Raw genomic sequence first — 24,219 nt, 5'->3', positions numbered from 1 at the left:
GAGGAGCTGAAGAGCTACGTGAAGTGGTCAGAATTATCCATTCATACAAAAAATGAAGCGGTGGAAGCAATTTCAAATATTTTGCATGAAGCAGGAGCTAGCGGGGTTGTTATTGAGGATTCAGCTGAATATGCGAAGCCACGTGAAGATCAGTATGGTGAAATTTACGCGCTAAATGAAGAAGATTTCCCAAAAGAGGGTGTTATCGTTAAAGCTTACTTATCAGAGTCTAGCTTTTTAAATGAAACAGTCGAAGAAATCAAGGCGGCAATTACGAATTTAACGAATTTCAACATTGATATCGGAGAAAATGTTGTGTCTATTGTAGAAGTGAACGAGGAAGATTGGGCGACAGCGTGGAAGCAATATTATCACCCTGTTAAAATTTCAGAACGTTTTACAATTGTACCGACATGGGAAGACTATACACCAGTTTCAACGGATGAATTAATCATTGAGTTAGATCCTGGTATGGCATTTGGTACAGGAACACACCCAACAACGGTTATGTGCTTACAAGGTCTTGAGAAAGTCGTGAAAGAAGGCGACTCGGTTGTCGACATTGGTACTGGCTCTGGGGTTCTTTCGATTGGTGCAGCAATGCTTGGTGCAAAAAGTGTGCATGCGCTTGATTTGGATGAAGTAGCTGTACGTTCTGCTAAAGAAAATGTTGCGTTAAACAAAGTAAGCGATAAAGTTGAAGTTTTCCACGGGAACTTATTAGATACTGTGAAAGAGCCAGCTGATGTTGTAGTCGCAAACATTTTAGCAGAGATAATTATATCCTTTACTGACGATGCATTTACAATTGTCAAACCAGGTGGATTATATGTCACTTCAGGCATCATTGGGGCGAAACGAGATGATGTGAAAGCAGCACTTGAAGCTTCAGGTTTTGTTATAGAAGAAGTATTATTAATGGAAGATTGGGTAGCGATAATCGCACGTCGACCACAATAAATTGACCAAGGAAGCGCCAAATCGTGAGCCGAGTGCTTACGGTTTGGCGTTTTCTTTATTAGAAAGGAGTGTGAGCTATGCAACGTTATTTCATTGACACAACTATTGATTCAGCCCGCATTTCAGGTGAAGATGCGCGCCATATTATGCGTGTTATGCGTATGAAGGAAGGTGCTGAAATCATCGTCGTGGCACAGGACACCGCTTATATTTGCACAATTGCTGCATTTGAAGAGGATGATGTTCTTGTGAATGCGACGGGACGAACAATTCCATCTCCAGAGCTCCCTATTCGTGTAACAGTTGCTTGTGGGTTGCCTAAAGGTGATAAACTAGAACTCATTACACAAAAAGCAACAGAGCTTGGCATGTACGCCTTATTACCATTTGAAGCGGAGCGATCCATTGTAAAATGGGATGGTAAAAAAGGTGCGAAAAAACAAGAGCGCTTGCAAAAAATTGCCAAAGAAGCAGCGGAGCAATCACATCGCACACACATTCCAAAAATATACGAACCAATAAAATTTTCGCAGCTTGTATCGCGTATGGGTGAATTTGACGCTGTATTCATTGCAGATGAAGAGGATGCAAAGGCAGAAAAACGCACAAGGTTTGCGGATAAGCTAAAAAACGTGTATGATAAGGAGTCGAAATCAATCCTTATTATCTTCGGTCCAGAAGGTGGAATTGCACGTAAAGAAGCAGATACACTGAAGCAAGCTGGCGCGCAAACGATGTCTCTTGGTCCAAGAATTTTACGTGCAGAAACAGCGCCACTTTATGCGCTATCTGCAATATCATATGAATTTGAATGAAAGAGGTGTTTAGCCTTGTCAAAAGTGGCTTTTCACACACTTGGCTGTAAAGTGAATCACTATGAAACAGAGGCTATTTGGCAACTGTTTAAAGAAGACGGTTATGACCGTACGGAATTTGATCATCAAGCGGACGTTTATGTTATTAATACTTGTACAGTAACAAATACGGGCGATAAAAAATCGCGACAAGTTATTCGTCGAGCTGTGCGTCAAAATCCAGATGCTGTTATTTGTGTTACAGGCTGTTATGCTCAAACGTCGCCAGCTGAAATTATGGCGATTCCTGGTGTTGATATTGTTGTAGGGACACAGGATCGTACAAAATTACTTGGCTATATCGAGCAATATCGTAACGAGCGTCAACCAATTAATGCTGTACGCAACATTATGAAAAACCGTGTATATGAAGAATTAGATGTGCCAGCATTTACAGACCGAACACGCGCATCATTAAAAATCCAAGAAGGCTGTAATAACTTCTGTACGTTTTGTATTATTCCTTGGGCGCGTGGTTTAATGCGCTCGCGTGATCCACAGGAAGTACTAAACCAAGCGCAACAATTAGTTGATGCTGGTTACCTTGAAATAGTACTAACAGGTATTCATACGGGTGGCTATGGACAAGACTTAAAAGATTATAACCTTGCCCAGTTGTTACGCGATTTAGAGGCGAATGTAAAAGGTTTAAAGCGTTTACGTATTTCTTCTATTGAAGCAAGCCAACTGACAGATGAGGTAATAGATGTTTTACGCGAGTCAAACATTGTTGTTAACCATCTACACATTCCGATTCAATCAGGTTCGGATACCGTATTAAAACGTATGCGCCGTAAATACACGATGGAATTTTTCGGAGAACGCTTAACAAAATTACATGAAGCATTGCCGAACTTAGCTGTTACTTCTGACGTTATCGTTGGTTTCCCAGGTGAGACTGAGGAAGAATTTATGGAAACGTATAACTTTATTCGTGACCATAAATTTTCAGAATTACATGTGTTCCCATTCTCTCCTCGTACAGGTACACCAGCAGCTCGTATGGAAGACCAAATCGATGAGGACATTAAAAATGAGCGCGTTCACCGCCTAATCGCTTTAAATGACCAACTTGCTAAGGAATATGCTTCTCGTTTTGAAAATGAAGTGTTAGAAGTAATTCCAGAAGAATTTGTTCACGATGGTAGTGAGGAAGAAGGCTTATTAACTGGTTATACAGACAACTACTTAAAAATAGTTTTTGAAGGCCCAGAAAACCTTATTGGCCAACTTGTAAAGGTGAAAATTACGCAAGCAGGCTACCCTCATTCTAAAGGACAGTTCGTACGCTTACTTGAAACTGTAAAATAATTGCTAAAGGATTGTCTATCTGTTGATGATGGACAATCCTTTTTTTATTGATAATATTAACCTTGAACGGGCAAGATAAAAATTATGACAAGTTAAAAACCAGTGGGTAGTGACTTAATAAATTAGACGGAAACGTAAAAACATGTTATTATTCCAGAGAGGTACGGACAACTTATGTTAGAAGGAGCGCTTGTTAAATGAAAACAAATTATGCAAGTATGATTGATCACACATTATTAAAGGCTGAGGCTACAAAAGAACAAATTGAAAAGTTATGTGCAGAGGCCAAAGAATTTGGTTTTGCATCTGTTTGCGTAAATCCAACTTGGGTGAAATATTGCAGCGAGCTATTACAAAACTCAGAGGTGTTAGTTTGTACGGTTATTGGCTTCCCATTAGGCGCTAATACACCAGCTGTAAAAGCATTTGAGGCAAAAGATGCGATTGCCAATGGTGCACAAGAAGTGGATATGGTCATCAATATTGGCGCTTTAAAAGATCAAAACTTCGAACAAGTACAAGCAGATATTTCAGCAGTAGTAGAAGCGGCAAAAGGTAGTGCGATTGTTAAAGTAATTATCGAAGCTTGCCTACTAACTGAGGAAGAAAAAGTAAAAGCATGTGAACTTTCAGTAGCAGCTGGTGCAGATTACGTGAAAACATCAACAGGCTTCTCTACTGGTGGAGCTACAGCAGAGGACATCGCTTTAATGCGCAAAACAGTAGGACCAGAGCTAGGTGTAAAAGCTTCTGGTGGTGTTCGTAGCTTGGAAGATATGCAAAAAATGGTTGAAGCAGGTGCTACTCGCATTGGTGCAAGCTCAGGCGTAGCTATTATGAAGGGCTTAATTGCAGACTCTAATTACTAATTCGAACGAATAAATTAATATTGCTCAATAGGAAAAATAGTGTACTGGATAATTTCTAGTATGCTATTTTTTTGTTTTCAACTATTAAATCGTGTGTGAAAAACAACTACATAGTAAACGCTGTTATGCCAATTTTTTTCATCAGAATAATTATTTTTCCGACCTCATATACTCGAATGATGGAATTGCCTTTAGAAGGGAGGATTTAATGTTTACGCAATATAAGTATTGGCGACCTTTTATCAGTCCTTTTGATCCTTGTAAACCGATAGAGGTCAAAAGCTTTGCAACACCTCCACAATTGTATATAGGCTTTCAACCGCCTGGTCTACCACAATTTCAGACGGCGAGGGAAGCGTTAAAGTTTGGTACACTATGGCCCGATTTTTTTAGTCCCTATCCAAATCCAGAGAGAGGTGGGATGAAAGGTGAGTAAACAAATGCCACCAGAATTTTATCAGCTTCTCGAGGAAATTCAAGCTATTGATTTTGTTATCGTTGAATTAAATCTTTATTTAGATACTCATCCACATGATTATGCTGCAATTACACAATTTAATGAGAATACCGAAAAAAGTATGCGATTAAAAATAGATTTTGAACAAAAATTTGGCCCGCTTATGAATTTTGGTAGAAGCTATTCAAATTATCCGTTTAATTGGATCGATACGCCATGGCCTTGGCAAGTTTAAATACATTTGGGGTAGGGGGAAGGATGTTTGTGGTATTATGAAAAAAAGCTCCAATATCCAGTAAAAGTTAGTACTTGTAACCCGATGCTAGCAAAGTATTTAGTAGAGCAATATGGTGGTGCAGATGGAGAGCTCGCTGCAGCACTTCGCTATATGAACCAACGTTACACAATCCCAGATAAAGTAGTTGGCCTGTTAACGGATATAGCAACGGAAGAATTTTCTCATCTCGAAATGATTGCAACAATGATTTATAAGCTAACGAAAGATGCAACCCCTCAGCAAATTAAAGAAGCAGGACTTGCTGATCACTATGTTAACCATGATAAAGCGCTGTTTTATCAAAATGCATCGGGTGTACCATTTACCGCATCCTATATACAGGCAAAAGGGGATCCAATTGCTGATTTATACGAGGATATTGCGGCGGAAGAAAAAGCACGTGCCACATACCAATGGATTATTGACTTATCGGATGACCCAGATTTAAATGATAGTTTGATTTTTTTGAGAGAACGAGAAATTATCCATTCGCAACGCTTTAGAGAGGCTGTAGAAATTTTAATAGAGGATGGCAATACAAAGAAGATATTTTAACCAATATACTGCTTATTGAATCGTTATCGCAGTTTGACCTTTTTCTGTTCGAACTGCATGAAAGTTTTTGTGATGACGGAGAGATTTCGATATGTCCCTCTCTCTAACGAAATTACGAAAAAATTTTTGGTACTAGATCTCCATTTAGGGTAGATTATTCTGCGCCAGCCCTACTCTTCATACACAATACCGACTCTTATTGTTATCTGAAGAACCGATTAAAATACGGTTAAAATGGATTTTAAAAATTCTCTTCGTGATTTCGAATACTTTCTATTGACCGTTATAAGACAATACGGTATAATTTTTTAGTACACAACAGTTGGTTATTAGCCTAATTGTATTGTGTATTGACGTGTGTTCGGAGGGAGGGAAAGAGAGATGTCAAAAACTGTCGTTCGCAAAAACGAATCGCTTGAAGATGCTCTTCGCCGCTTCAAACGTACTGTATCAAAAAGTGGTACAATTCAAGAAGTTAGAAAGCGCGAGTTCTACGAAAAACCTAGCGTTAAACGTAAAAAGAAATCAGAAGCTGCACGTAAACGTAAGTGGTAATTTAATTTCCCATTAAAAATCCCTACGTTCAAAACACGCAATTGTATGATTCACTGAGCAGACAATGATATACCTGGAATTAGTTGCAATTGCGATTAATTCCAGGTATTTTGCATGATGCTCTTTTTGCGGTACATATTCGAAAAAGCCGAATGAAATCACTAAAGATTTCATTCGGCTTTTTTTTTACAAAGAAAAATAATAACTTTGATAATCGACTGAAGGGAAAAAACAAACATCATACTGTATAATAAAAATAAACTTGATTTTGTGAAACTTTTTACAAGGTCAGTCGTATATACAGTAGAGAAGCATGTTAGAAGGGAGGGAAAAAGATGCGGAAAAGGAGAATCCTTAGCTATATCATTGTCATCTGGATGACTGTTATGGTAGCGTTTCCATTGACTACAGCATTCGCAAGTAGCAAGGTTTACCACGTACCGATTCACGATGAAGTTGAACGTGGACTACACGCATTTTTAGAACGAGCTTTTAAAGAGGCAGAAGAAAACTATGCAGAAGCGATTGTACTGGATATACATACGCCTGGCGGTTTTGTCAATGCAGCAAGTGATATCGCCATGCTTATGGATGCCACTACGATACCCACTATTGCTTTTATTAACAAAGATGCCCATTCAGCCGGTGCTTTTTTAGCCTTACATGCAGATGAAATTTATATGGTCCCAAATGGAACAATTGGGGCAGCAGCAGTAATTGATTCTGCTGGCAATGCAGCAGATAATAAGGCTCATAGCGCGTGGCTAGCTCAAATGCAGGCAGCTGCCGAAACATCAGGACGTGACCCGAAATATGCATTAGCAATGGCAGATTCGACAATTGATTTGCCAGAATTTCGAGCTGGAGGCGATAATCTATTAACATTATCTGCTTCAGAGGCTGAAAAGGTAAAATATTCTGAAGGTACTGTTGCTAATTTTCAAGAACTTTTGGCGAAGACAGGTTTAAAGGGCAGTGATATTGTATCAATTGAGCCAACCTTTGCAGAAAAAATTGCTCGTTTTATTACGAATCCACTTATTGTGCCGATTTTATTGTCTGTTGCCAGTTTAGGGCTTGTGTTGGAGCTGTATTCGCCTGGGTTCGGTGTTCCAGGTATAATGGGGTTATCAGCCCTGGGATTATTTTTCTTCGGTCATATGGTGGCAGGCTTTGCAGGCTATGAAACATTGTTAATTTTCATTGCAGGTTTAGCTTTAGTCATTGCAGAATTTTTTGTCCCCGGAGGCATTGTTGGTATTTTAGGTGGCGTGCTTATATTACTTAGCTTGCTGCTGGCAGGTGCAAACATGATGCAAATGGTCATGGCGATTTTTATTGCGCTTGTAGTAGCCATAATAGGAATGGTGATTCTGATGAAATTTTTCGGAAAAAAAATGCATGTTTTAAACAAGTTAGTGCTAATGGATGCTACTACAACGGAAGAGGGCTATGTGTCAAACGTTAATCGCACTGAGTTGTTAGGGAAAGTGGGAATAACGCTAACACCACTTCGTCCAGCTGGCACAATTCGATTTGTGAGTGAACGAATTGACGTTGTGTCAGAAGGTGGCTACGTTGATGTAGGTAAGAATGTAGAAGTAATTAAAGTAGAAGGCTCACGCATTGTCGTGAGACAAACAGAAAAAGAGATGGAGGAATAACAACATGGGATTTGATTTAGCTTTAATTGGTCCAATAGTCGGGCTAGTCCTATTATTTATTGTCGTCGCTGTATTCTTTACTTTTGTACCAGTGGCGTTGTGGATTTCCGCACTTGCTGCAGGTGTCCGCGTTAGTATTTTCACATTAATCGGGATGCGCTTACGTCGTGTAATTCCATCACGTATCGTTAATCCGTTAATCAAAGCACATAAAGCAGGCTTACCAGTGACGATTAACCAATTAGAAAGTCACTATTTAGCAGGTGGTAATGTAGACCGTGTCGTAAATGCGCTGATTGCTGCTCACCGTGCTAATATTGAATTAACGTTTGAACGTTGTGCTGCAATTGACCTTGCAGGGCGTGATGTATTAGAAGCGGTACAAATGTCTGTTAACCCAAAAGTAATTGAAACACCATTTATTGCAGGTGTTGCAATGAACGGGATTGAAGTAAAAGCGAAGGCACGTATAACTGTACGTGCAAACATCGAACGTTTAGTCGGTGGTGCAGGTGAGGAAACAGTTATTGCCCGTGTAGGTGAAGGTATCGTTTCGACAATCGGTAGTGCATCAAGCCATACAACAGTCCTTGAAAATCCAGATATGATTTCCCAAACAGTGTTATCTAAAGGCCTAGACTCTGGGACAGCATTCGAAATCTTATCCATTGACATTGCGGATGTGGATATCGGTAAAAATATTGGTGCAGAATTACAAATTGAACAAGCGCAAGCAGATAAAAACATTGCCCAAGCGAAAGCAGAAGAACGTCGTGCAATGGCTGTAGCAAATGAGCAAGAAATGATTGCCCGCGTTCAAGAAATGAAGGCGAAAGTAGTAGAAGCAGAAGCAGAAGTACCACAAGCGATGGCAGAAGCTTTACGTTCTGGTAACCTTGGTATTATGGACTATATGAATTACCGTAATATACAAGCTGATACGGCTATGCGTGACTCCATTTCAAAAGTAAGTACAGATAAATCAGACCCAAATGAACCAAAAGTATAAATAACGGAAAGGAGCGAGTGCTAACAAATGGAACAACTTATTATAATTGCAATTATTGCCATAGTCAGCTCTCTTTTCGGAAAATCTAAAAATAAAAAAGAACAAAAACCAATGCCCCCTTTCAATAAAACTGCTCCATCGCAACCTTCCTCTCAAATGGAAGTAGATGAGCCAACGCATCGTCGCCCAACTACTAAAAGGCAAAGCTTTGAAGACTTTGCGCGTGAATTTGTAGGGGAGCTAAAAACGGAATTTGCGACAGAAAATGACACAGAAAAACGACTGGAGCCAGTAAGAGAAAAAGTGAAGGAGCATATTCCTAGCTATGTTGCCCCACCGCTTATTCCAACTGAGCAGTCGAGTCGTAAAACCGATCGTCCTAGTCTTGGGCGTATGGCTGCTGGGAAAAAAGACATCTCAGTTGCAACTACAAATAATGGATTTCAGCTACCGAATTCTCAAAAAGCATTGGTGCAAGCAGTGGTGATGGCTGAAATTTTAGGCCCACCAAAAGCAAAACGAAAATAACTAGCATGTCCTCCTTTTTTGGCGCATATATTGCCGAAGAAGGAGGCATTTTTTTATGAAAAAATTATTTCAATTAACGCCACTACTTGAATTAACACAGTATGAAACATTAAAAATTATAGGCCCTTATCGCTTTTTACATGCTGACGCTACATCGTGCTCGTTTATTTATGCTGATTATCATATTATCGTGCGTGGAAAATCGGTTGCAATAAATGCAATAAAGGAAGAAATGCTCCATCTTTCAGTAGAGGATTTACAAGAATTACATGTAAAAATGACTAAAGATATGGGTGTGAGCAAGAATGTGGAATAATCGACCAATTATAATACGTATAAAGCGCCATGAAAATGTTCATCCTTTTATTCAAGCATTACATGCGCAACAAGTACCTTTAAAGCGTGTTGTCTTTCGAGATCAAGAAGTTACATTTGAAACGAATATGGGTTATTTGCCAAAAATTCGCCGTATACGTAGTCGGTATCGGCTAAAAATGACTGTTCATTATGCAGATGAGCTTCAAGTTTTTCGGGCACAACTTTGGACACTGCTCGGGCTGTTTGTCATGATTTTAATACCATTACTTTGTGCGCAAGTAATTTGGCGCGTTGATATTGAAGCGGCTACACCAGAGCTACAGCAACAAATCGAGAAAACGTTTCAAGAAACTTTTCAACTAGAAACACCGATGACTAAAAAAGTATTACCTTCTGATGCTGTAATTCGGCAGAGTCTGTTAGAAAAACATCGCGATCTAGCGTGGGTGCATATTGAAAAACACGGTGGTCGTATTACGCTAAGACCACAGGAATCTCCAAAAACTACAGAATTGACAACTGAAAAACTTGCAACACATTTAGTTGCTACTAAAAGCGGTGTCATCACAAACTTTAACATTCAACATGGTGAACGGAAAATTTCTGTCAATGATACAGCTTATGAAGGTGACGTCCTCGTAAGTGGTGTAATTGACAGTGGTGACGATCATGTCTTTGTTGGGGCAAAGGGAGAGGTTTTTGCGGACTATTGGCTTGAATGCACATTTAAAATTCCAACAAAGCTAACACTTGAATCTATGCAACAAAAGCAGTGGCGTGTAGTAGTTAAGGGTATTCATAAAGAAGCGATTGATTACGTACAAAAGAAAGACTTACCAAATTGGCTAGATCCTTATGTTTCGATTGTGGAAGAACAGCAAACAAAAACAGTGGAAATTAAATTAGATGAATCAAAAATAGATACTTTGTTAATGCCACTGCTACATGAAAAAATGCTTCAATCACTCCCTGCAAAAACAGTTATTAAAAAAGAAAACCTTTTACAGGCGAAGTGGGGGAATGGTACAGTTGAAGGGAAAGTTCTATTTTTAGTCAACGAAAACATTGCAAGTCCAATACAAGGGCCACAAGGAGAATGATTATGTCAGAACATTTAACTGTATTACAAGTGGATAATCCAAATGAAGCGGTGATGCTGCTAGGTATTTCCGATGCTAATATGAAATTAATTGAAGAGGCTCTTCATGTCCATATCATTACACGCGGTGAGCAAATCCAGCTTACAGGTGAAGAAGAGGCAAAAGAACAGGCAACATATCTTCTACACGCATTATTAAAAGTTATTCGCAAAGGAATTAATATTGATCAGCGTGATGTAGCAACGGCAATTGAAATGACACAAAAAGGGACAATTGAATATTTTGCAGAACTTTATGATGAAGAAATTGCACGCACGACAAAAGGGAAACCGATACGTGCAAAAACAATAGGTCAACGAGAATACATACAAGCGATTCGTCACAAAGACGTTGTTTTTGGTATTGGTCCAGCCGGTACCGGAAAAACGTATTTAGCGGTAGTAATGGCTACGCAAGCACTTAAAAATGGGCATGTAAAGCGTATTATTTTAACACGTCCTGCAGTGGAGGCAGGAGAGTCTCTAGGCTTCCTTCCAGGTGATTTAAAGGAAAAGGTCGATCCATATTTACGACCGCTCTACGATGCGTTAAACGATATATATGGCACGGAACAAACGCAACGCCTAATTGAGCGAGGAACGATTGAAATCGCGCCTTTAGCCTATATGCGTGGACGTACATTAGATGATGCCTTTGTCATTCTAGATGAAGCACAAAATACAACACATATGCAAATGAAAATGTTTTTAACACGACTTGGATTTGGTTCGAAAATGGTTATTACTGGCGACAAAACGCAAATTGACCTTCCTAAAAATACAGAGTCTGGATTAATTGTTGCTGAACGCACATTAAAATATGTCAATTCAATACATTTCCAAATTCTAGAACAAGGCGATGTAGTCCGCCATCCAGTCGTAGCAAAAATCATTAAAGCTTATGAGGATCAACAGCTTTAAAATAACCGCCTAAGGCGGTTATTTTAAAGTCTGTACCGAAAGCGAAGCGACAGGTACAACAGAAGAACGATATTGTGCTTAATCCTAACCTTAGTTATCTGTAATAGAAACTAATACTTGTTGATTAGAGCGGAGGGTGGGCGACTCCTGCGGGAACAGCACAAAATGTAAGACGCAACAGACGGCGCGACAGCGACGGTTGTGGCTTACAGTGTGCCCGCGGAAAGCGCCCGCCCGCAGCGGAAATTAACTGCAATAACCTATACCAAAAATGAAGCGACAAATCCAGCGATTTATGCATATTTAAGGTTGAAAAATGAAAAATGTGACGGCTATACAAATGCGTATAGCTGTTTTTTTGCTTTCTTATACATTTTTCGGGAAAAATGTTTTTTGAATTGGTATGATAGGAGATAGATAGAGGAGGTGCCAAATGGAGAAACAACTTCGAAAAATTACGGAGCTTATTGGGTTTCGCTACTTTTTGATTGTCGTTCTCATCCTTACAGGGGCATTACAGTTTACATTTATGTATGGCAATGTAAAGGGTGTTACATACGATTTTAAACCATTGCAACTTGCATCAGAAACAGTAAGGTCTACGAAAACAATTGAAGATACAGTTAAGACTCAGCAGGAACGAGAAAAGGCTGCCAATGCAGTTTCGCCCGTCTATCAATTTTCAGAAGACGTTGCAAAACAACGTGTAGCGATCGTGACGTCTCTATTTGATTATGTGCTTGAAGTGAAAAAGGCTGTTGATAGCAATAAAGATCCCGATGCAGAAGTCGACCAAGTGGCAAAGCTCCGCAAAAAATTAGAATCTATTGATGTTGATCAAATGCCTGTCATTTTTACAGATGCACAGCTTGAAGGCTTATTACAACAAAGTGAAACGGATTTAAAGCGAACAAGCGTACAACTTTCAAAACTTGTACAAGAATATTTACAAAAATCAATTCGTAAAGAAAATGTGTTAGCTGCTCAAAATGATTTTGAAACAAAAATTCGTGGACAGCGTGGCTATCCTGATAAGATTTTAAGCACAGTCATATTAATTGGACGTGCAAGTATTGTTGAGAACGAAACAATCAATGAGGAACAAACAAAAGTTAGAATAGAGCAAGCTAAGGAAGCAGTTGAACCAACGCGTATACTCCAAGGTCAAATTATTGTACAGGAAGGTCAGATTATTGATAATGAAACATTTAGGCAATTAGAGCTACTCGGAATGGTGAGTAATAAAGCATCAATGAAGCCGATTGCAGGGTTGATTATTTTAACCTTCCTTCAACTGATATTCATGTATATATTATTTGATCGCTGGGAAATCGAAGAACCCAAAAAGCGCAATGCATTGCTCGTAACGGTTATTGTGTATAGTTTTTCAATTCTTCTAATGAAGTTTATAAGCTTAGTGGCAGATGGATTTGATGTGACGGTTGCATTTTTATTCCCAACTGCACTAGCTACAATGCTTGTCAGATTGTTAGCAGATGATCGGGCGGCGGTATTAATTACCGTTATGACTGCTGCTTCAGCAGGGGTTATTTTCCAAGAAGGATATTCATCAGTGATGCAGATGGAAATTACCTTGTATATTATATTTGGTGGTTTTGCGAGTTTATTCTTTATGCGCAGTGTAGAAAAGCGCTCACATATTTTGCAGGCTGTTGCTGTTATATCACTTGTAAATATGGGCTTTATCGCATTTTATTTACTGATGACACAATCATCGTACGGGCTGTCTGAGCTGCTGTTCTATTTTATAGCCGCAATATTATCGGCACTTTTATCAGGTGCACTTACAATGGGTCTATTACCATTTTTTGAGTCGGCATTTAGTTTACTATCGACATTGCGTTTAATCGAGCTGTCCAATCCAAATCATCCGTTGTTGAAAAAACTACTAATGGAAACACCTGGCACATATCATCATAGTGTAATGGTGGCAAATTTAGCTGAAGCTGCATGCGAAGCTATTGGGGCAGACGGATTACTAGCTAGAGTCGGCTGTTATTATCATGATATTGGCAAGACAAAGCGTCCAGCTTTCTTTATTGAAAATCAAATGTCAAGTATAAATCCACACGATTCAATGCCTCCAGAAACTAGTGCAGAAATAATTATTGCACATACTACTGATGGAGCTGAAATGCTAAGACGGTATAAAATGCCGCAAGAAATCATCGATATAGCGCTACAACACCATGGGACAAGCCTACTTAAATTTTTCCTTTACAAAGCAAAGGAAGAGGGAAAAGTGATTGATGAGGCAAAGTTCCGTTATCCAGGACCGAAACCACAAACGAAAGAGGCTGCCGTAATTAGTGTAGCAGACAGTGTGGAAGCGGCGGTTCGTTCAATGAAGGAACCAAATGCTGAGAAAATTCACAAGCTCGTGCGTGCTATTATTGATGATCGTGTACAGGACCATCAGTTTGATGAATGCGATATTTCGATAAAAGAGTTAAAATGTATAGAGCAAGTACTTTGTGAGACGTTAAATGGGATTTTCCATTCACGTATTGAATATCCAAAGGCAGATAAGTAGGAGGCACTCATGATTTTAACGATTGATTTTACAGATGAAACAAATGAAGTAACTGCACAACATATGGAGCTCGTGGAGAAGCTTATACAACATGCTGCAAAAGTAGAAAAGATTGAACCTGAAACAGAGGTATCAGTAACCTTTGTGACAAACGAAGCTATCCAAGAAATTAATAGAGACTATCGCGGTAAAGATCAACCAACGGATGTTATTTCATTCGCCTTAGAAGAATTAGGCGAAGGTGAAATGGAAGTAACATTTGAAGGAATGCCACGTATTTTAGGTGATATTATCATTTCAACGGATCGCACAAAGGAGCAAGCTGAGGAATATGGACATTCATTTGAGCGAGAATTGGGCTTTTTAGCTGTCCATGGCTTCTTGCACTTATTAGGTTATGACCATATGGTACCAGAGGATGAAAAGGTGATGTTCGGTAAGCAAGAGGAGATTTTACAATCTTATGGCTTAGGACGTGACTAAATGGACTTACGCAAATATTTACGTTCGTTTGGATATGCTTTTGAAGGGATAATCACAGCATGTAAAGAGCAAAATTTTCAATCACATTTGCTTAGTGCGGGCATTGTTTTAATTGCTGGTTATTTCACAGGTTTATCACGAGTAGAATGGTTTATTGTGCTATTATTAATAGCACTGATGTTTGCGCTTGAAATGATGAATACCGCGATTGAACGAGTTGTAGACTTAGCTTCAACAGACATTCACCCACTTGCTAAGCAAGCAAAAGATATTGCAGCAGGTGCGGTGCTTGTATTTGCGGTATTCAGTGCTATAATCGGTTTACTAATCTTTATACCAAAATGGTTTTAACTTGTTTTTAGCAAAAGTCCATCACCTTTAAAAGTGGGGAATGAATGCCAATTGTGCACTAAATTTAGAGAGAGTTTTAACTTTGGCTATATAAAGGCGAGGAGCATGTCACAGATTTTAGGGTGGCATTTCGAGTACACTCGAAAAAATCTGGACGGAATTACGCGTTAGCCTAATTCATTAAAGAGTGCCTAGTTAATAAAGGCATAATTGATTTTTATGTAGAGGAGAATTAGCATAGATGAAGATGGATATGCATGCGTTACTAGAAGAATCTAAAAAAGCACGCGAGAAGGCATATGTGCCTTATTCAAAATTTAAAGTGGGTGCTGCGCTTTTAACAAAAAACGGGGATGTCATCCATGGCTGTAATATTGAAAATGCAGGGTATAGTATGACGAATTGTGCAGAGCGTACGGCGTTTTTCAAAGCAGTCTCAGAAGGTGTTTATGATTTTGAGGCGATTGCTATTGTAGCTGATACGGACGGCCCTTGTGCCCCTTGTGGTGCGTGTCGCCAAGTAATGATGGAGTTTTGTGAGCCATCTATGCCTGTATATTTAACAAATTTAAATGGTGATGTCACGGTAACGTCAGTTGGCGAGTTACTACCGTTTGCATTTACAACGGAGGATTTAGAGAATGCTGGAAAATAATACTGGCTATAAGTCAGGCTTTATCTCAATTATTGGACGACCAAATGTCGGGAAGTCTACCTTTTTAAACAGAGTCATTGGTCAAAAAATTGCCATTATGAGCGATAAGCCACAAACAACACGAAATAAAGTACAAGGCGTACTTACAACAGACGATAGCCAAATGATCTTTATTGATACACCAGGTATCCATAAGCCAAAACATAAGCTAGGCGATTTCATGTTAAAAGTATCGAAAAATACATTACGTGAAGTAGACGTTATTATGTTTATGGTAAACGCTGAGCAAAAGCTCGGTAAAGGTGACGAGTTTATTTTAGAAATGCTTGAAGGCAATCCAACACCTGTATTTTTAGTAATTAATAAAATCGATCAAATTCACCCAGATGAATTAATGAGTATTATCGACAGCTATAAGGAGCGTTATGACTTTGCAGAAATAGTGCCGATCTCCGCACTTCAAGGTAATAACGTTGAAAACTTACTAGCAACTTTAACAAAATATTTACCCGAAGGTCCACAATATTATCCTGCCGATCAAATAACAGACCACCCAGAACGCTTTATTATTTCAGAGTTGATTCGTGAAAAAGTGTTACACTTAACGCGTGAGGAAATACCACATTCTATAGCGGTAGTCATTGATAAAATTCGTCGTGATGAAGAAACAGAAGGTAAAATCCGTGTAGCGGCGACAATTATTGTAGAACGTGATTCTCAAAAAGGTATTGTTATAGGTAAACATGGTGCACTACTGAAAGAAGTAGGTATCCGTGCTCGTAAAGATATAGAAATGCTACTTGGATCTAAAGTGTATTTAGAGCTTTGGGTAAAAGTGCAAAAAGATTGGCGTAATAAATCGACGCATCTTCGTGATTTTGGATTCCGCGATGATGAATATTAATTTTCTTCGCGTGGCTTAATTGCTTAGTTGAGATTATAAATTTTTTCGATTTCTGAAGTGGACAAAGCGTCAGCTGAAGGGATGCTTTTAGCTATACAGGAAATAGTAAAAAAGAGCTGTCCAAATACTGTTTGGAGAGCTCTATTTTCTTTGAAAACTTGCAGGAAGGAGGAGGATTGATGCTTTATAAATGGGAAGGCATTGTGTTAAAGGTTCGTGCATACGGAGAATCAAATAAAATTGTGACGCTATTAACGAGAGAAGCCGGTAAAGTGGCAACAATGGCGCGAGGTGCGAAAAAGCCTTCAAGCAGATTATCTGCGGTGACACAGCCATTTACATATGGGATGTTTATGGTACAGCATCATACAGGTATGGGCACATTGCAACAAGGAGAGCATCTAAATTCAATGCGTCATATACGTGAGGATATTGTAGCAACTGCTTATGCAAGCTATATAATGGAACTAATCGAACGTGTTGTGGAAGAAGGGAAGGCTGAGCCTTTTGCATTTGAAGTACTCCTACAAGCATTACAAGCAATTGAAGATGGCTATGATCCGGAAGCCATTACACTTTTTGTAGAGTGGAAGATGTTGCCCTACACAGGTGTACAACCAATACTCCATGCTTGTGCATCATGTGGAGCAGTTGATGGGGAATTTGCCTTTTCCTTTGCACAAGGGGGCTTCCTATGTCATCGTTGTTATCAGCACGATCCATATATTATTCGACTAACACCAACACAGCTAAAGCTGATTCGCATGTTTTATACAGTTCCAATAGATCAAATCGGCAAACTAGAATTAAAAAAAGAAACAAAATATTTCATTAAAAAAATTATTACAACCATTTATGAGGAACAAACCGGTATCCGCTTTAAGACAAAGAAATTCATAGAGCAATTAGAAAGAACACCTGAATTACAGTTAAGACCATCTAATGACAAAACAGAAATGCCAGAGGACAACTAATATGTCCTCTGGCATTTTTTAAAATTCTAATGTATTAATAGTCATCGGAATCATCGTATAAACCGTAATAAGTAGCCCATTTACCTGCAATTTTCATAAATTCAACATTTAAATATGCAGTTTCTCCATTTTTTCCAGTTACGTGTAACACGGCATTGCCTTCTGCTAATGGCGTGACAATCAATTTGTTGCCATCGATTACTGCTTTGACTGGTACTTTGTGTGTTGGATCAGAGCTATCATCTAAATCTTCTAATGCAACTTGCACAGGCTCAAAAGTAAAGTAATCGCTTGTAAACGTTAATTCATTTGTAATTTCGTAAAGGTCAATACTACGTACAAAATCATACGTATACACATCAGCCGCCATTGTTTGTTGTTGTGTACCATTTGTAAAAGTTAATAAGTATTGTCCATCTTTAAATATGGATAATGTTGCGATGTTATCTTTAGTATCGAATGCAAAGGAATCTGAAGATAGCGCTTGGCCATCAGCTGTTTGAATACTTACTTCTGTTGGTGTGAACGTTAAATCCGTTTCATTTAGATTAAGCGGTAGATTTTCTAAATAATCTCCTTCATTTACTTCTTCTAGCGTAGCTTGCAGCTTACCATTTACGGATTTCACATGAACTAAGAAAAAGATATCTGTAAATTCCTCTGTATCTTCGTTAAAACCAGTGATAACCAATTTACCAGTGCCTTCTTTTAATGGCTTGATTGTAATGGTATTTGTTATCGCTTGTTCGTCATCCCAAGTGAAAATATCCTCCGCTGGTTCTATCCCGCCATATGATGCAAAAATAAAGTCCTGATTATAATGATCTGCATGAATCATCGCATTATTTTGAGTGTTTTCAGCGCGCACTACAAAAGAGGCTAGTTGAGAACGTTTTACATAGCTTTGAGGTCCAAAGGTAGTAGGCGTCGTACCTTTTGTAATGTTATTAGCAAATAATGTTTGAATATACGGCTCATATTCACTGCCAGCCTTTACATCTGTAAAAGGTGTATCTATATCGTCAGTGATTGTTAAATCGAAGCCTTTTACAAGCATTTTGGATAGTTGACCACGTGTAATTTGTTTTGTCGGATTAAAATAACCATTAGAGCCACTAATGATCCCTGCCTCTGCAAGTGCAGCGATTGCACCATAGTTTTCGTTATCAGGGGTAATATCCTTAAAGTGAGGATTTTTTACATGAACAGTATCTAGATGTAAAATGCCTGCTAAAATTTTAGCTGCCTGTGTACGAGTAATAAAATTTGCGGGTTTGAACGTGCCATCAGGATAACCAGAAATTATACCACGATCGGCTAAGTTAATAATTGCTTTGCCTTCCTCTGTAGATGGATTAATATCGGGAAATAAGGAAGCGGCATTAGCTGCTGGGGGGGCTATAACAATAGCACTTGTTGCTAAAGTTGCGGCCAAAGCCATTTGATAAAAACGATGAGTATTCAATTTGTTTCCTCCAATGAATAGATATACATTTATAGCGATTTTCTTTTTAGTAAGAATCCTTCCTATGTACAGTTTCAAACTTCCGGACGATTGATTGTGAATGGTTGGTATTACTATGTATTGTTAAAAAAACGAACTTTAACATAAAAGATTAACTATAATAATATATTTATATCAAATTGTTGAAGGTGAGAATAGAGGGAATATTATCCACTATAAAATGGGAATTATGTGGTGTACATTGATATGAAATCTTCTCATTATTAGGAAAATAAGATTAGTAGAACGTCCACTGAATGAATTAGTGAGAAAAAATTTGTTTTTTTAGCTATATGTTACATTAATAAAAAAATAGTTATTTTTTGTAAATAAAAACTTTGCATTTTATAAAAATAGGTCAAATGAACGGGAAATTAATTGGGTGAAATACTGGAATTTAATAAATTAATGAATAAAAAGAACTAATTTTTAAATAGTTTATAATATATACATAGTATTAACTAATCATTTCAATCCCATATACTAGTTGAAAAGGCATTTTAACCTATGATATTGTAAAGATAAAGAAAATATATATTAGTTATTTTTGTATAATTATACTAATTAATTACTTGGAAAACTAGTTTGGATTATTTAATTTAACACATATATATGAAAACCGTGCCTCTATCAGCAAAACGTACAATAGTGCGTTATTAGATGAATGCAGTCCTATGGAAAAGGGAGGGAGGTCACATAATGCTGTAAAGACGCGTGTGTGGCTGAATAAATGCTAAGAAAAGTGACATTAAGTATTGACGAAGTAGAAGCGAACGATATTTTAGCAGAAGATATTTTTTCCGAGTATCGCCTATTGGCTAAAAAAGATTTAGTGCTAACTGAGAGAATTATTGCATTACTTAAACTGAGAAAAGTAGAAGAATTATCAGTTTTTTTATCTTCTGATTCAGTAAGGGTTGTTCATGATTTAAGTTTACAGCGTACAAGAGAGTATGAGGATGTATTTGCACCGCTTTTAGAACAAAAAGAGGAAATAGATGAATATAAAGTAGCGGTCAACAATCTATTTATGACAACATTAGAAAGTGTTGTGCACGAATTGCGTTATGGCCAAATTTTAAAAAGTACACAAGACACAGCATTTGTCAGAGGCGTGTTTGAGCGAATTTTAGAAAAAAAACAGCGCTACGATTTACTAATACGTTTAAGAGAATGGGATGAGTACTCGTTTGTCCATTCATTTGATGCCTTTGTACTGGGAACTATTTTTGCGCGGCAATTAGGCTTAGCGGACATAGAGATGCTAGCACGTGGTTATTTATTTCATGATATTGGAAAAGTATTTATTCCACAAGAGATACTAAGTTTAAAAAGAAAGCTGTCAGAAGACGAATTTGATATTGTCAAAACACATACAACAAAAGGCTATGAGCTACTTCTAGAAAATGGTGAAGCGGATATCGCTTATTTAGCACGTGATCACCACGAACGTTTTGCGGGAAAAGGGTATCCAAATCAACTATGTGCAGATAAGATGAGTGATGGCGTTCAACTATTACAAATTATTGATGTCTATTCGGCGATGACCTCAAAGCGTGTATATCATTCGGGGTATAACGCAACAGATGCTTTAGCTGTATTATATCGAGATCGACATTTATATAATGAAAAGTTTATGCATAAATTTGTAGAGTGTCTTGGCATTTATCCTGTAAACTCAGTTGTGTTATTATCTGATAATCGTAGTGCGCAAGTAGAGCTTGTCTATGATTTATTTCCAACGTTACCGAAAGTAAAATTATTAGATGAGCAAACGTCCATGAATTTACCCCTGAATTATAGTATAAAGATTGTTAAAATGATTGATTATCGTGCAAATAGTTTTGAAGAAATTTTCAACTTATTTATCGAACAGTTGATACGAAATGATGAAAATACTTTAAAAGTATATTTCAATAAATTAATCGATCATTTACATCCAAAAGAAATTGTTTTAAAAATCTTCCTACCTGCCTATCGTATTCTACGGCTACTAACTCGAGAAATTCAAACAGATATGAAGAAATTTAAAAATTCTATTCATATATTAAAGAAACTATTGGAAGAGCAATTAAGTGTTTTGTACATGGATTATCAGCATGAGCAAACAACAATTTTAGTTGTTGAAACTTCTATGCGTGAGAACTTTTTTATTAAACTTGTTCAGAGTATTTTGTATATTGATAAGATTGTGCCGTTCTTTATTAATCCTGGCGACGATCAACGTATTACACAACTGATGGAGCATTGCGGGGTCAATGTTGCCTACTTTATCGAGGAAGAACTAACGATAGACAAAAGAGTTCGCCCTATGCGTGAAGGCACATTTTTATATTATTCTTTAAGTGATATTGAGGAACTATTAGTAAACTTAGTTGGAATGAGTATGAAAAAGTTTTTATTTGAGGAAAAAATGCAGGAGCGTTTATTTATATCGTTAAAAGCATAGCACATGGCCAAATCAAAACTTGATTTGGTTTTTATTTTTGTATCTATAAAAAGGGATTGTTAGGTAAGTATTGAAAATAATAAGTATATGAAGCTAGTTATAGGAGGGCGTAATAGTGGTTATTGAGTATGTAATAGAATTAAATGAACATAATATTTCTCAAAGTGGTTGCTTTTGTCAACGTAGTAAAACGAATGCTACTGGATACATAAATAAAAATAAATGGCTTCTTGAACGATTTCACGAAGGTTTAAAGTATATAAAAATAATGGAGAATAATAAGCAGGCAGGATTTATTGAATATACACCAATTGAGTCATCTTCAAGAGTTGTGTTTGGTGAAAACTATATGGTGATTCATTGTTTATGGGTAGGTATTACGGGAAAGGGCTATGCCTCTAAATTGATTAATAAATGTCTATTAGATGCTAAGGAACAAAATAAGGCAGGGGTACTTGTTATCACAAACGTAGATACTTCTTGGACTCCAAGTAAGCATATTTTTTTAAAGCATAATTTCAAAGAAATAGCTCACGCGCCATATTTTGAGTTGTTAGTTTGTAAATTTGGAAATGCGCCTGATCCATATTTTCCGAATGATTGGGATGAGAGGCTATCTTCCTTTCAAGAGTTAACGATTTTCCGTACTCCTCAATGCCCATTTGTAGATATTGCAACGGACAATGTTGTGGAGGGCGCAAAAAAACTTGGCATTCAGGCACAATTAATTGATTTGCAAAATAGGGAAGAATTGTTGAGATTTTCTCCAACACCCTATGGTATCTATGGAGTCATCTATAAAGGTAAATTAATAGCTTTTCACAGACTTACTGTCCATTCAGCGATGAAACGTTTAAAAGAGTTACGTACATTTTAGCAGTGAGATTGTAGATGAAAATAATAAATCTGGACGCAATTACGCAGAGAGAAGTCCATAAATCGCCGGTAAACTTAGAGAAACAGCCGATAAAAGTCCATGAATCACTGGTGTGACGAAAGAAATCGCCGGTAAGAGTCCGCGAATCGCCGGTAAACCTAGAGAAACAGCTGATAAAATTCCATGAATCGCTTGTGAGACAGAAGAAATCGCCGGTAAAAGTTCGCGAATCGCCTGTAAACCTTCGAAAAGCAACCTCAGTAGCAGACATCAACGGCATAGAAAAAAGTGTCAGATTGATTGCAGTCAATCTAACACTTATTTCTTTTGTCACAGCCGTTTGACTTTAGACAAATTTAATTCAAATTAAAATTGAAGATGCTTTTCGATATACGCTTTTACATCAGCGATTGGCATACGAACTTGTTCCATTGAATCACGGTGACGAACAGTTACTTGACCGTCTTCTTTAGAATCGAAATCGAATGTGATACAGAATGGTGTACCGATTTCATCTTGACGTCGGTAACGTTTACCAATTGATTGAGATTCATCAAAATCAACTGGGAACGATTTACGTAGCTCTGACCATACATCTGCAGCTTCATCCGATAACTTTTTAGAAAGTGGAAGTACTGCTGCTTTAAACGGTGCTAAAGCAGGGTGGAAGCGTAATACTGTACGTTTGTCATCACCCTCAAGCTCTTCTTCATCATAAGCGTCACATAAAAATGCTAATGTAACACGGTCAGCACCTAAAGATGGCTCGATGCAGTAAGGTACATAGCGTTCGTTTGACACAGGATCAATATAAGTGAAATCTTCACCTGAATGCTCCATATGTTGTTTTAAGTCGTAGTCTGTACGATCAGCTACACCCCAAAGCTCACCCCAACCGAATGGGAATTTAAATTCGATATCTGTTGTTGCGTTAGAGTAATGCGATAATTCGTCATCCTCGTGGTCACGTAAACGCATCGAATCTTCTTTCATCCCTAAGTTCAGTAACCAGTTTTTACAGAATTCTTTCCAGTATGCATGCCATTCAAGATCCTCACCTGGTTTACAGAAAAATTCAAGCTCCATTTGTTCAAATTCACGTGTACGGAATGTGAAGTTCCCTGGTGTAATTTCGTTACGGAAAGATTTACCGATTTGTGCAATACCGAATGGTGTACGTTTACGCATAGAACGTTGAACGTTTTTAAAGTTTACGAAAATTCCTTGTGCAGTTTCAGGACGTAGGTAGATTTCGTTAGTAGAAGATTCTGTAACACCTTGGAATGTTTTAAACATTAAATTGAATTGACGGATATCAGTGAAATCTGCTTTCCCACAATCAGGACAAACAACATCGTATTTCACCATAGTTTCTTTCATTTGATCGAAAGTCATACCGTCTACAATAATTTCATCACCTTTTGCTAGTGCAGCATCCTCGATGATTTTATCTGCACGGTGACGCGCTTTACAAGCTTTACAGTCTACCATTGGGTCATTAAAGTTGCCAACGTGACCAGATGCGACCCATGCTTTTGGATTCATAAGAATTGCCGCATCAATCCCAACATTATGTTCTGATTCTTGAACGAACTTTAGCCACCAAGCTTTTTTAACATTATTTTTTAATTCAACACCAAGTGGACCGTAATCCCAAGTGTTTGCTAAGCCTCCGTAGATTTCAGAACCTGGGAAGACAAAGCCTCGATGCTTTGCTAAAGATACAATTGTTTCCATTGATTTGTTAGCCATTATAATAGCCTCCTTCATAATTTTTACTTGCACAAGAGTGAAAAGTAATTGTGTTACATGACGAATTGGAGGAATGACCAGTACAACCTTGTCATTTTCAAATCTAATTCGCCACATGCGCATATTGCATGATTTTAAATTTAGCACGAGCTAAATTAAAAATAGCACCCGTCTCCGGGCACAAATAATGCCCAGGGACGAGTGCTAATACCCGCGGTTCCACCCTGATTGTTTTAAACGAACTGTTTAAAACCTCTTTTCAAAAAGTTAGCTCAAGGAGTGCCTTTTCTCTGCCACATT

At 37.9% G+C, this 24,219-nt stretch carries 24 protein-coding genes; 22 read left to right on the top strand and 2 right to left on the bottom strand.

The window, feature by feature from the left end:
- Positions 1-18: 18 nt before the first annotated feature.
- From prmA to recO, 20 genes are all read left to right on the top strand, one after another.
- The gene (gene prmA, locus ACQKNX_RS10130) at positions 19-960 is read left to right on the top strand and encodes a 50S ribosomal protein L11 methyltransferase (RefSeq protein WP_427428765.1); all 942 of its coding nucleotides are present in this window, start codon (positions 19-21) and stop codon (positions 958-960) included.
- A gap of 77 nt (positions 961-1,037) precedes the next feature.
- Positions 1,038-1,775, top strand: coding sequence for a 16S rRNA (uracil(1498)-N(3))-methyltransferase (locus ACQKNX_RS10125; RefSeq protein ID WP_427428764.1), 738 nt, complete (start codon positions 1,038-1,040; stop codon positions 1,773-1,775).
- 15 nt (positions 1,776-1,790) lie between these two features.
- A complete protein-coding gene (gene mtaB / locus ACQKNX_RS10120; protein WP_427428763.1) occupies positions 1,791-3,125 on the top strand; it encodes a tRNA (N(6)-L-threonylcarbamoyladenosine(37)-C(2))-methylthiotransferase MtaB in 1,335 nt (444 codons plus the stop codon).
- Positions 3,126-3,322: 197 nt separating this feature from the next.
- Positions 3,323-3,994: a deoxyribose-phosphate aldolase gene (gene deoC / locus ACQKNX_RS10115; protein WP_427428762.1), complete on the top strand. Its 672-nt coding sequence runs from the start codon at positions 3,323-3,325 to the stop codon at positions 3,992-3,994.
- A 208-nt stretch (positions 3,995-4,202) separates the two neighbouring features.
- Complete coding sequence (locus tag ACQKNX_RS10110; RefSeq protein ID WP_401010563.1) at positions 4,203-4,430, top strand: spore coat associated protein CotJA; 228 nt, start codon at positions 4,203-4,205, stop codon at positions 4,428-4,430.
- The gene (locus ACQKNX_RS10105) at positions 4,423-4,686 is read left to right on the top strand and encodes a spore coat protein CotJB (RefSeq protein WP_340823615.1); all 264 of its coding nucleotides are present in this window, start codon (positions 4,423-4,425) and stop codon (positions 4,684-4,686) included. The genes ACQKNX_RS10110 and ACQKNX_RS10105 overlap by 8 nt, the downstream gene beginning before the upstream one ends.
- A gap of 27 nt (positions 4,687-4,713) precedes the next feature.
- Entirely contained in the window at positions 4,714-5,283 is a 570-nt protein-coding gene (locus tag ACQKNX_RS10100; RefSeq protein ID WP_340823617.1) for a manganese catalase family protein, read from the top strand.
- 381 nt (positions 5,284-5,664) lie between these two features.
- On the top strand, positions 5,665-5,838 hold the full coding sequence (gene rpsU, locus ACQKNX_RS10095; protein WP_004227078.1) for a 30S ribosomal protein S21: 174 nt from the start codon (positions 5,665-5,667) through the stop codon (positions 5,836-5,838).
- Positions 5,839-6,173: 335 nt separating this feature from the next.
- Positions 6,174-7,502 carry an NfeD family protein gene (locus ACQKNX_RS10090; RefSeq protein ID WP_427428761.1) on the top strand — a complete coding sequence of 443 codons (1,329 nt, stop codon included), beginning with the start codon at positions 6,174-6,176 and terminating at the stop codon, positions 7,500-7,502.
- Between the two features lie 4 nt (positions 7,503-7,506).
- Positions 7,507-8,511 (top strand): flotillin-like protein FloA, encoded by a 1,005-nt coding sequence (gene floA / locus ACQKNX_RS10085; protein ID WP_340823620.1) that lies wholly within the window; start codon positions 7,507-7,509, stop codon positions 8,509-8,511.
- A 27-nt stretch (positions 8,512-8,538) separates the two neighbouring features.
- Positions 8,539-9,039: a hypothetical protein gene (locus tag ACQKNX_RS10080; RefSeq protein ID WP_427428760.1), complete on the top strand. Its 501-nt coding sequence runs from the start codon at positions 8,539-8,541 to the stop codon at positions 9,037-9,039.
- A 55-nt stretch (positions 9,040-9,094) separates the two neighbouring features.
- Complete coding sequence (locus tag ACQKNX_RS10075; protein ID WP_401010553.1) at positions 9,095-9,355, top strand: hypothetical protein; 261 nt, start codon at positions 9,095-9,097, stop codon at positions 9,353-9,355.
- Positions 9,345-10,457: a sporulation protein YqfD gene (locus tag ACQKNX_RS10070; protein ID WP_427428759.1), complete on the top strand. Its 1,113-nt coding sequence runs from the start codon at positions 9,345-9,347 to the stop codon at positions 10,455-10,457. Before ACQKNX_RS10075 ends, ACQKNX_RS10070 begins: the two co-directional genes overlap by 11 nt.
- 2 nt (positions 10,458-10,459) lie before the next feature.
- Entirely contained in the window at positions 10,460-11,416 is a 957-nt protein-coding gene (locus ACQKNX_RS10065) for a PhoH family protein (RefSeq protein WP_172772085.1), read from the top strand.
- Between the two features lie 433 nt (positions 11,417-11,849).
- On the top strand, positions 11,850-13,970 hold the full coding sequence (locus ACQKNX_RS10060; protein ID WP_427428758.1) for an HD family phosphohydrolase: 2,121 nt from the start codon (positions 11,850-11,852) through the stop codon (positions 13,968-13,970).
- Between the two features lie 9 nt (positions 13,971-13,979).
- Positions 13,980-14,453: an rRNA maturation RNase YbeY gene (ybeY, locus tag ACQKNX_RS10055; protein ID WP_427428757.1), complete on the top strand. Its 474-nt coding sequence runs from the start codon at positions 13,980-13,982 to the stop codon at positions 14,451-14,453.
- Positions 14,454-14,804 (top strand): diacylglycerol kinase family protein, encoded by a 351-nt coding sequence (locus ACQKNX_RS10050; protein WP_340823627.1) that lies wholly within the window; start codon positions 14,454-14,456, stop codon positions 14,802-14,804.
- A gap of 241 nt (positions 14,805-15,045) precedes the next feature.
- Positions 15,046-15,459 carry a cytidine deaminase gene (locus ACQKNX_RS10045; protein WP_340823628.1) on the top strand — a complete coding sequence of 138 codons (414 nt, stop codon included), beginning with the start codon at positions 15,046-15,048 and terminating at the stop codon, positions 15,457-15,459.
- Positions 15,446-16,363, top strand: coding sequence for a GTPase Era (gene era / locus ACQKNX_RS10040; protein WP_427428756.1), 918 nt, complete (start codon positions 15,446-15,448; stop codon positions 16,361-16,363). The genes ACQKNX_RS10045 and era overlap by 14 nt, the downstream gene beginning before the upstream one ends.
- Positions 16,364-16,542: 179 nt before the next feature.
- Positions 16,543-17,337, top strand: a complete 795-nt coding sequence (recO, locus tag ACQKNX_RS10035) for a DNA repair protein RecO (protein ID WP_427428755.1) — start codon at positions 16,543-16,545, stop codon at positions 17,335-17,337.
- Between the two features lie 34 nt (positions 17,338-17,371).
- On the opposite strand, the gene ACQKNX_RS10030 is transcribed toward recO, so the two are convergent.
- Positions 17,372-18,802, bottom strand: coding sequence for an S-layer homology domain-containing protein (locus ACQKNX_RS10030; RefSeq protein WP_427428754.1), 1,431 nt, complete (start codon positions 18,800-18,802; stop codon positions 17,372-17,374).
- Positions 18,803-19,571: 769 nt separating this feature from the next.
- On the opposite strand from ACQKNX_RS10030, the gene ACQKNX_RS10025 reads away from it, so the two are divergent.
- Together ACQKNX_RS10025 and ACQKNX_RS10020 are read left to right on the top strand one after the other, a co-directional pair.
- Complete coding sequence (locus ACQKNX_RS10025; protein WP_427428753.1) at positions 19,572-21,290, top strand: HD-GYP domain-containing protein; 1,719 nt, start codon at positions 19,572-19,574, stop codon at positions 21,288-21,290.
- 115 nt (positions 21,291-21,405) lie between these two features.
- Positions 21,406-22,167 (top strand): GNAT family N-acetyltransferase, encoded by a 762-nt coding sequence (locus tag ACQKNX_RS10020; RefSeq protein WP_427428752.1) that lies wholly within the window; start codon positions 21,406-21,408, stop codon positions 22,165-22,167.
- A 366-nt stretch (positions 22,168-22,533) separates the two neighbouring features.
- Here the strand turns inward: ACQKNX_RS10020 and ACQKNX_RS10015 are convergent, their stop codons facing one another.
- Complete coding sequence (locus ACQKNX_RS10015; protein WP_401010533.1) at positions 22,534-23,919, bottom strand: glycine--tRNA ligase; 1,386 nt, start codon at positions 23,917-23,919, stop codon at positions 22,534-22,536.
- Positions 23,920-24,219: the final 300 nt, after the last annotated feature.

Source organism: Lysinibacillus sp. NPDC093712, from assembly GCF_050280025.1.
Classification (GTDB): Bacteria; Bacillota; Bacilli; order Bacillales_A; family Planococcaceae; genus Lysinibacillus.
Note: the sequence above shows the minus strand (reverse complement) of the source record. Positions and strands in the feature narration are given on the sequence as shown.

Bases quoted from the DNA above. Each gene is read 5' to 3' on its own strand.
- ACQKNX_RS10125 (WP_427428764.1), top strand. From the start codon at position 1,038: ATGCAACGTTATTTCATTGACACAACTATTGATTCAGCCCGCATTTCA.
- deoC (WP_427428762.1), top strand. From the start codon at position 3,323: ATGAAAACAAATTATGCAAGTATGATTGATCACACATTATTAAAGGCT.
- ACQKNX_RS10110 (WP_401010563.1), top strand. From the start codon at position 4,203: ATGTTTACGCAATATAAGTATTGGCGACCTTTTATCAGTCCTTTTGAT.
- rpsU (WP_004227078.1), top strand. From the start codon at position 5,665: ATGTCAAAAACTGTCGTTCGCAAAAACGAATCGCTTGAAGATGCTCTT.
- ACQKNX_RS10090 (WP_427428761.1), top strand. From the start codon at position 6,174: ATGCGGAAAAGGAGAATCCTTAGCTATATCATTGTCATCTGGATGACT.
- floA (WP_340823620.1), top strand. From the start codon at position 7,507: ATGGGATTTGATTTAGCTTTAATTGGTCCAATAGTCGGGCTAGTCCTA.
- ACQKNX_RS10080 (WP_427428760.1), top strand. From the start codon at position 8,539: ATGGAACAACTTATTATAATTGCAATTATTGCCATAGTCAGCTCTCTT.
- ACQKNX_RS10075 (WP_401010553.1), top strand. From the start codon at position 9,095: ATGAAAAAATTATTTCAATTAACGCCACTACTTGAATTAACACAGTAT.
- ACQKNX_RS10070 (WP_427428759.1), top strand. From the start codon at position 9,345: ATGTGGAATAATCGACCAATTATAATACGTATAAAGCGCCATGAAAAT.
- ACQKNX_RS10065 (WP_172772085.1), top strand. From the start codon at position 10,460: ATGTCAGAACATTTAACTGTATTACAAGTGGATAATCCAAATGAAGCG.
- ACQKNX_RS10060 (WP_427428758.1), top strand. From the start codon at position 11,850: ATGGAGAAACAACTTCGAAAAATTACGGAGCTTATTGGGTTTCGCTAC.
- ybeY (WP_427428757.1), top strand. From the start codon at position 13,980: ATGATTTTAACGATTGATTTTACAGATGAAACAAATGAAGTAACTGCA.
- ACQKNX_RS10050 (WP_340823627.1), top strand. From the start codon at position 14,454: ATGGACTTACGCAAATATTTACGTTCGTTTGGATATGCTTTTGAAGGG.
- ACQKNX_RS10045 (WP_340823628.1), top strand. From the start codon at position 15,046: ATGAAGATGGATATGCATGCGTTACTAGAAGAATCTAAAAAAGCACGC.
- era (WP_427428756.1), top strand. From the start codon at position 15,446: ATGCTGGAAAATAATACTGGCTATAAGTCAGGCTTTATCTCAATTATT.
- recO (WP_427428755.1), top strand. From the start codon at position 16,543: ATGCTTTATAAATGGGAAGGCATTGTGTTAAAGGTTCGTGCATACGGA.
- ACQKNX_RS10025 (WP_427428753.1), top strand. From the start codon at position 19,572: ATGCTAAGAAAAGTGACATTAAGTATTGACGAAGTAGAAGCGAACGAT.
- ACQKNX_RS10015 (WP_401010533.1), bottom strand. From the start codon at position 23,919: ATGGCTAACAAATCAATGGAAACAATTGTATCTTTAGCAAAGCATCGA.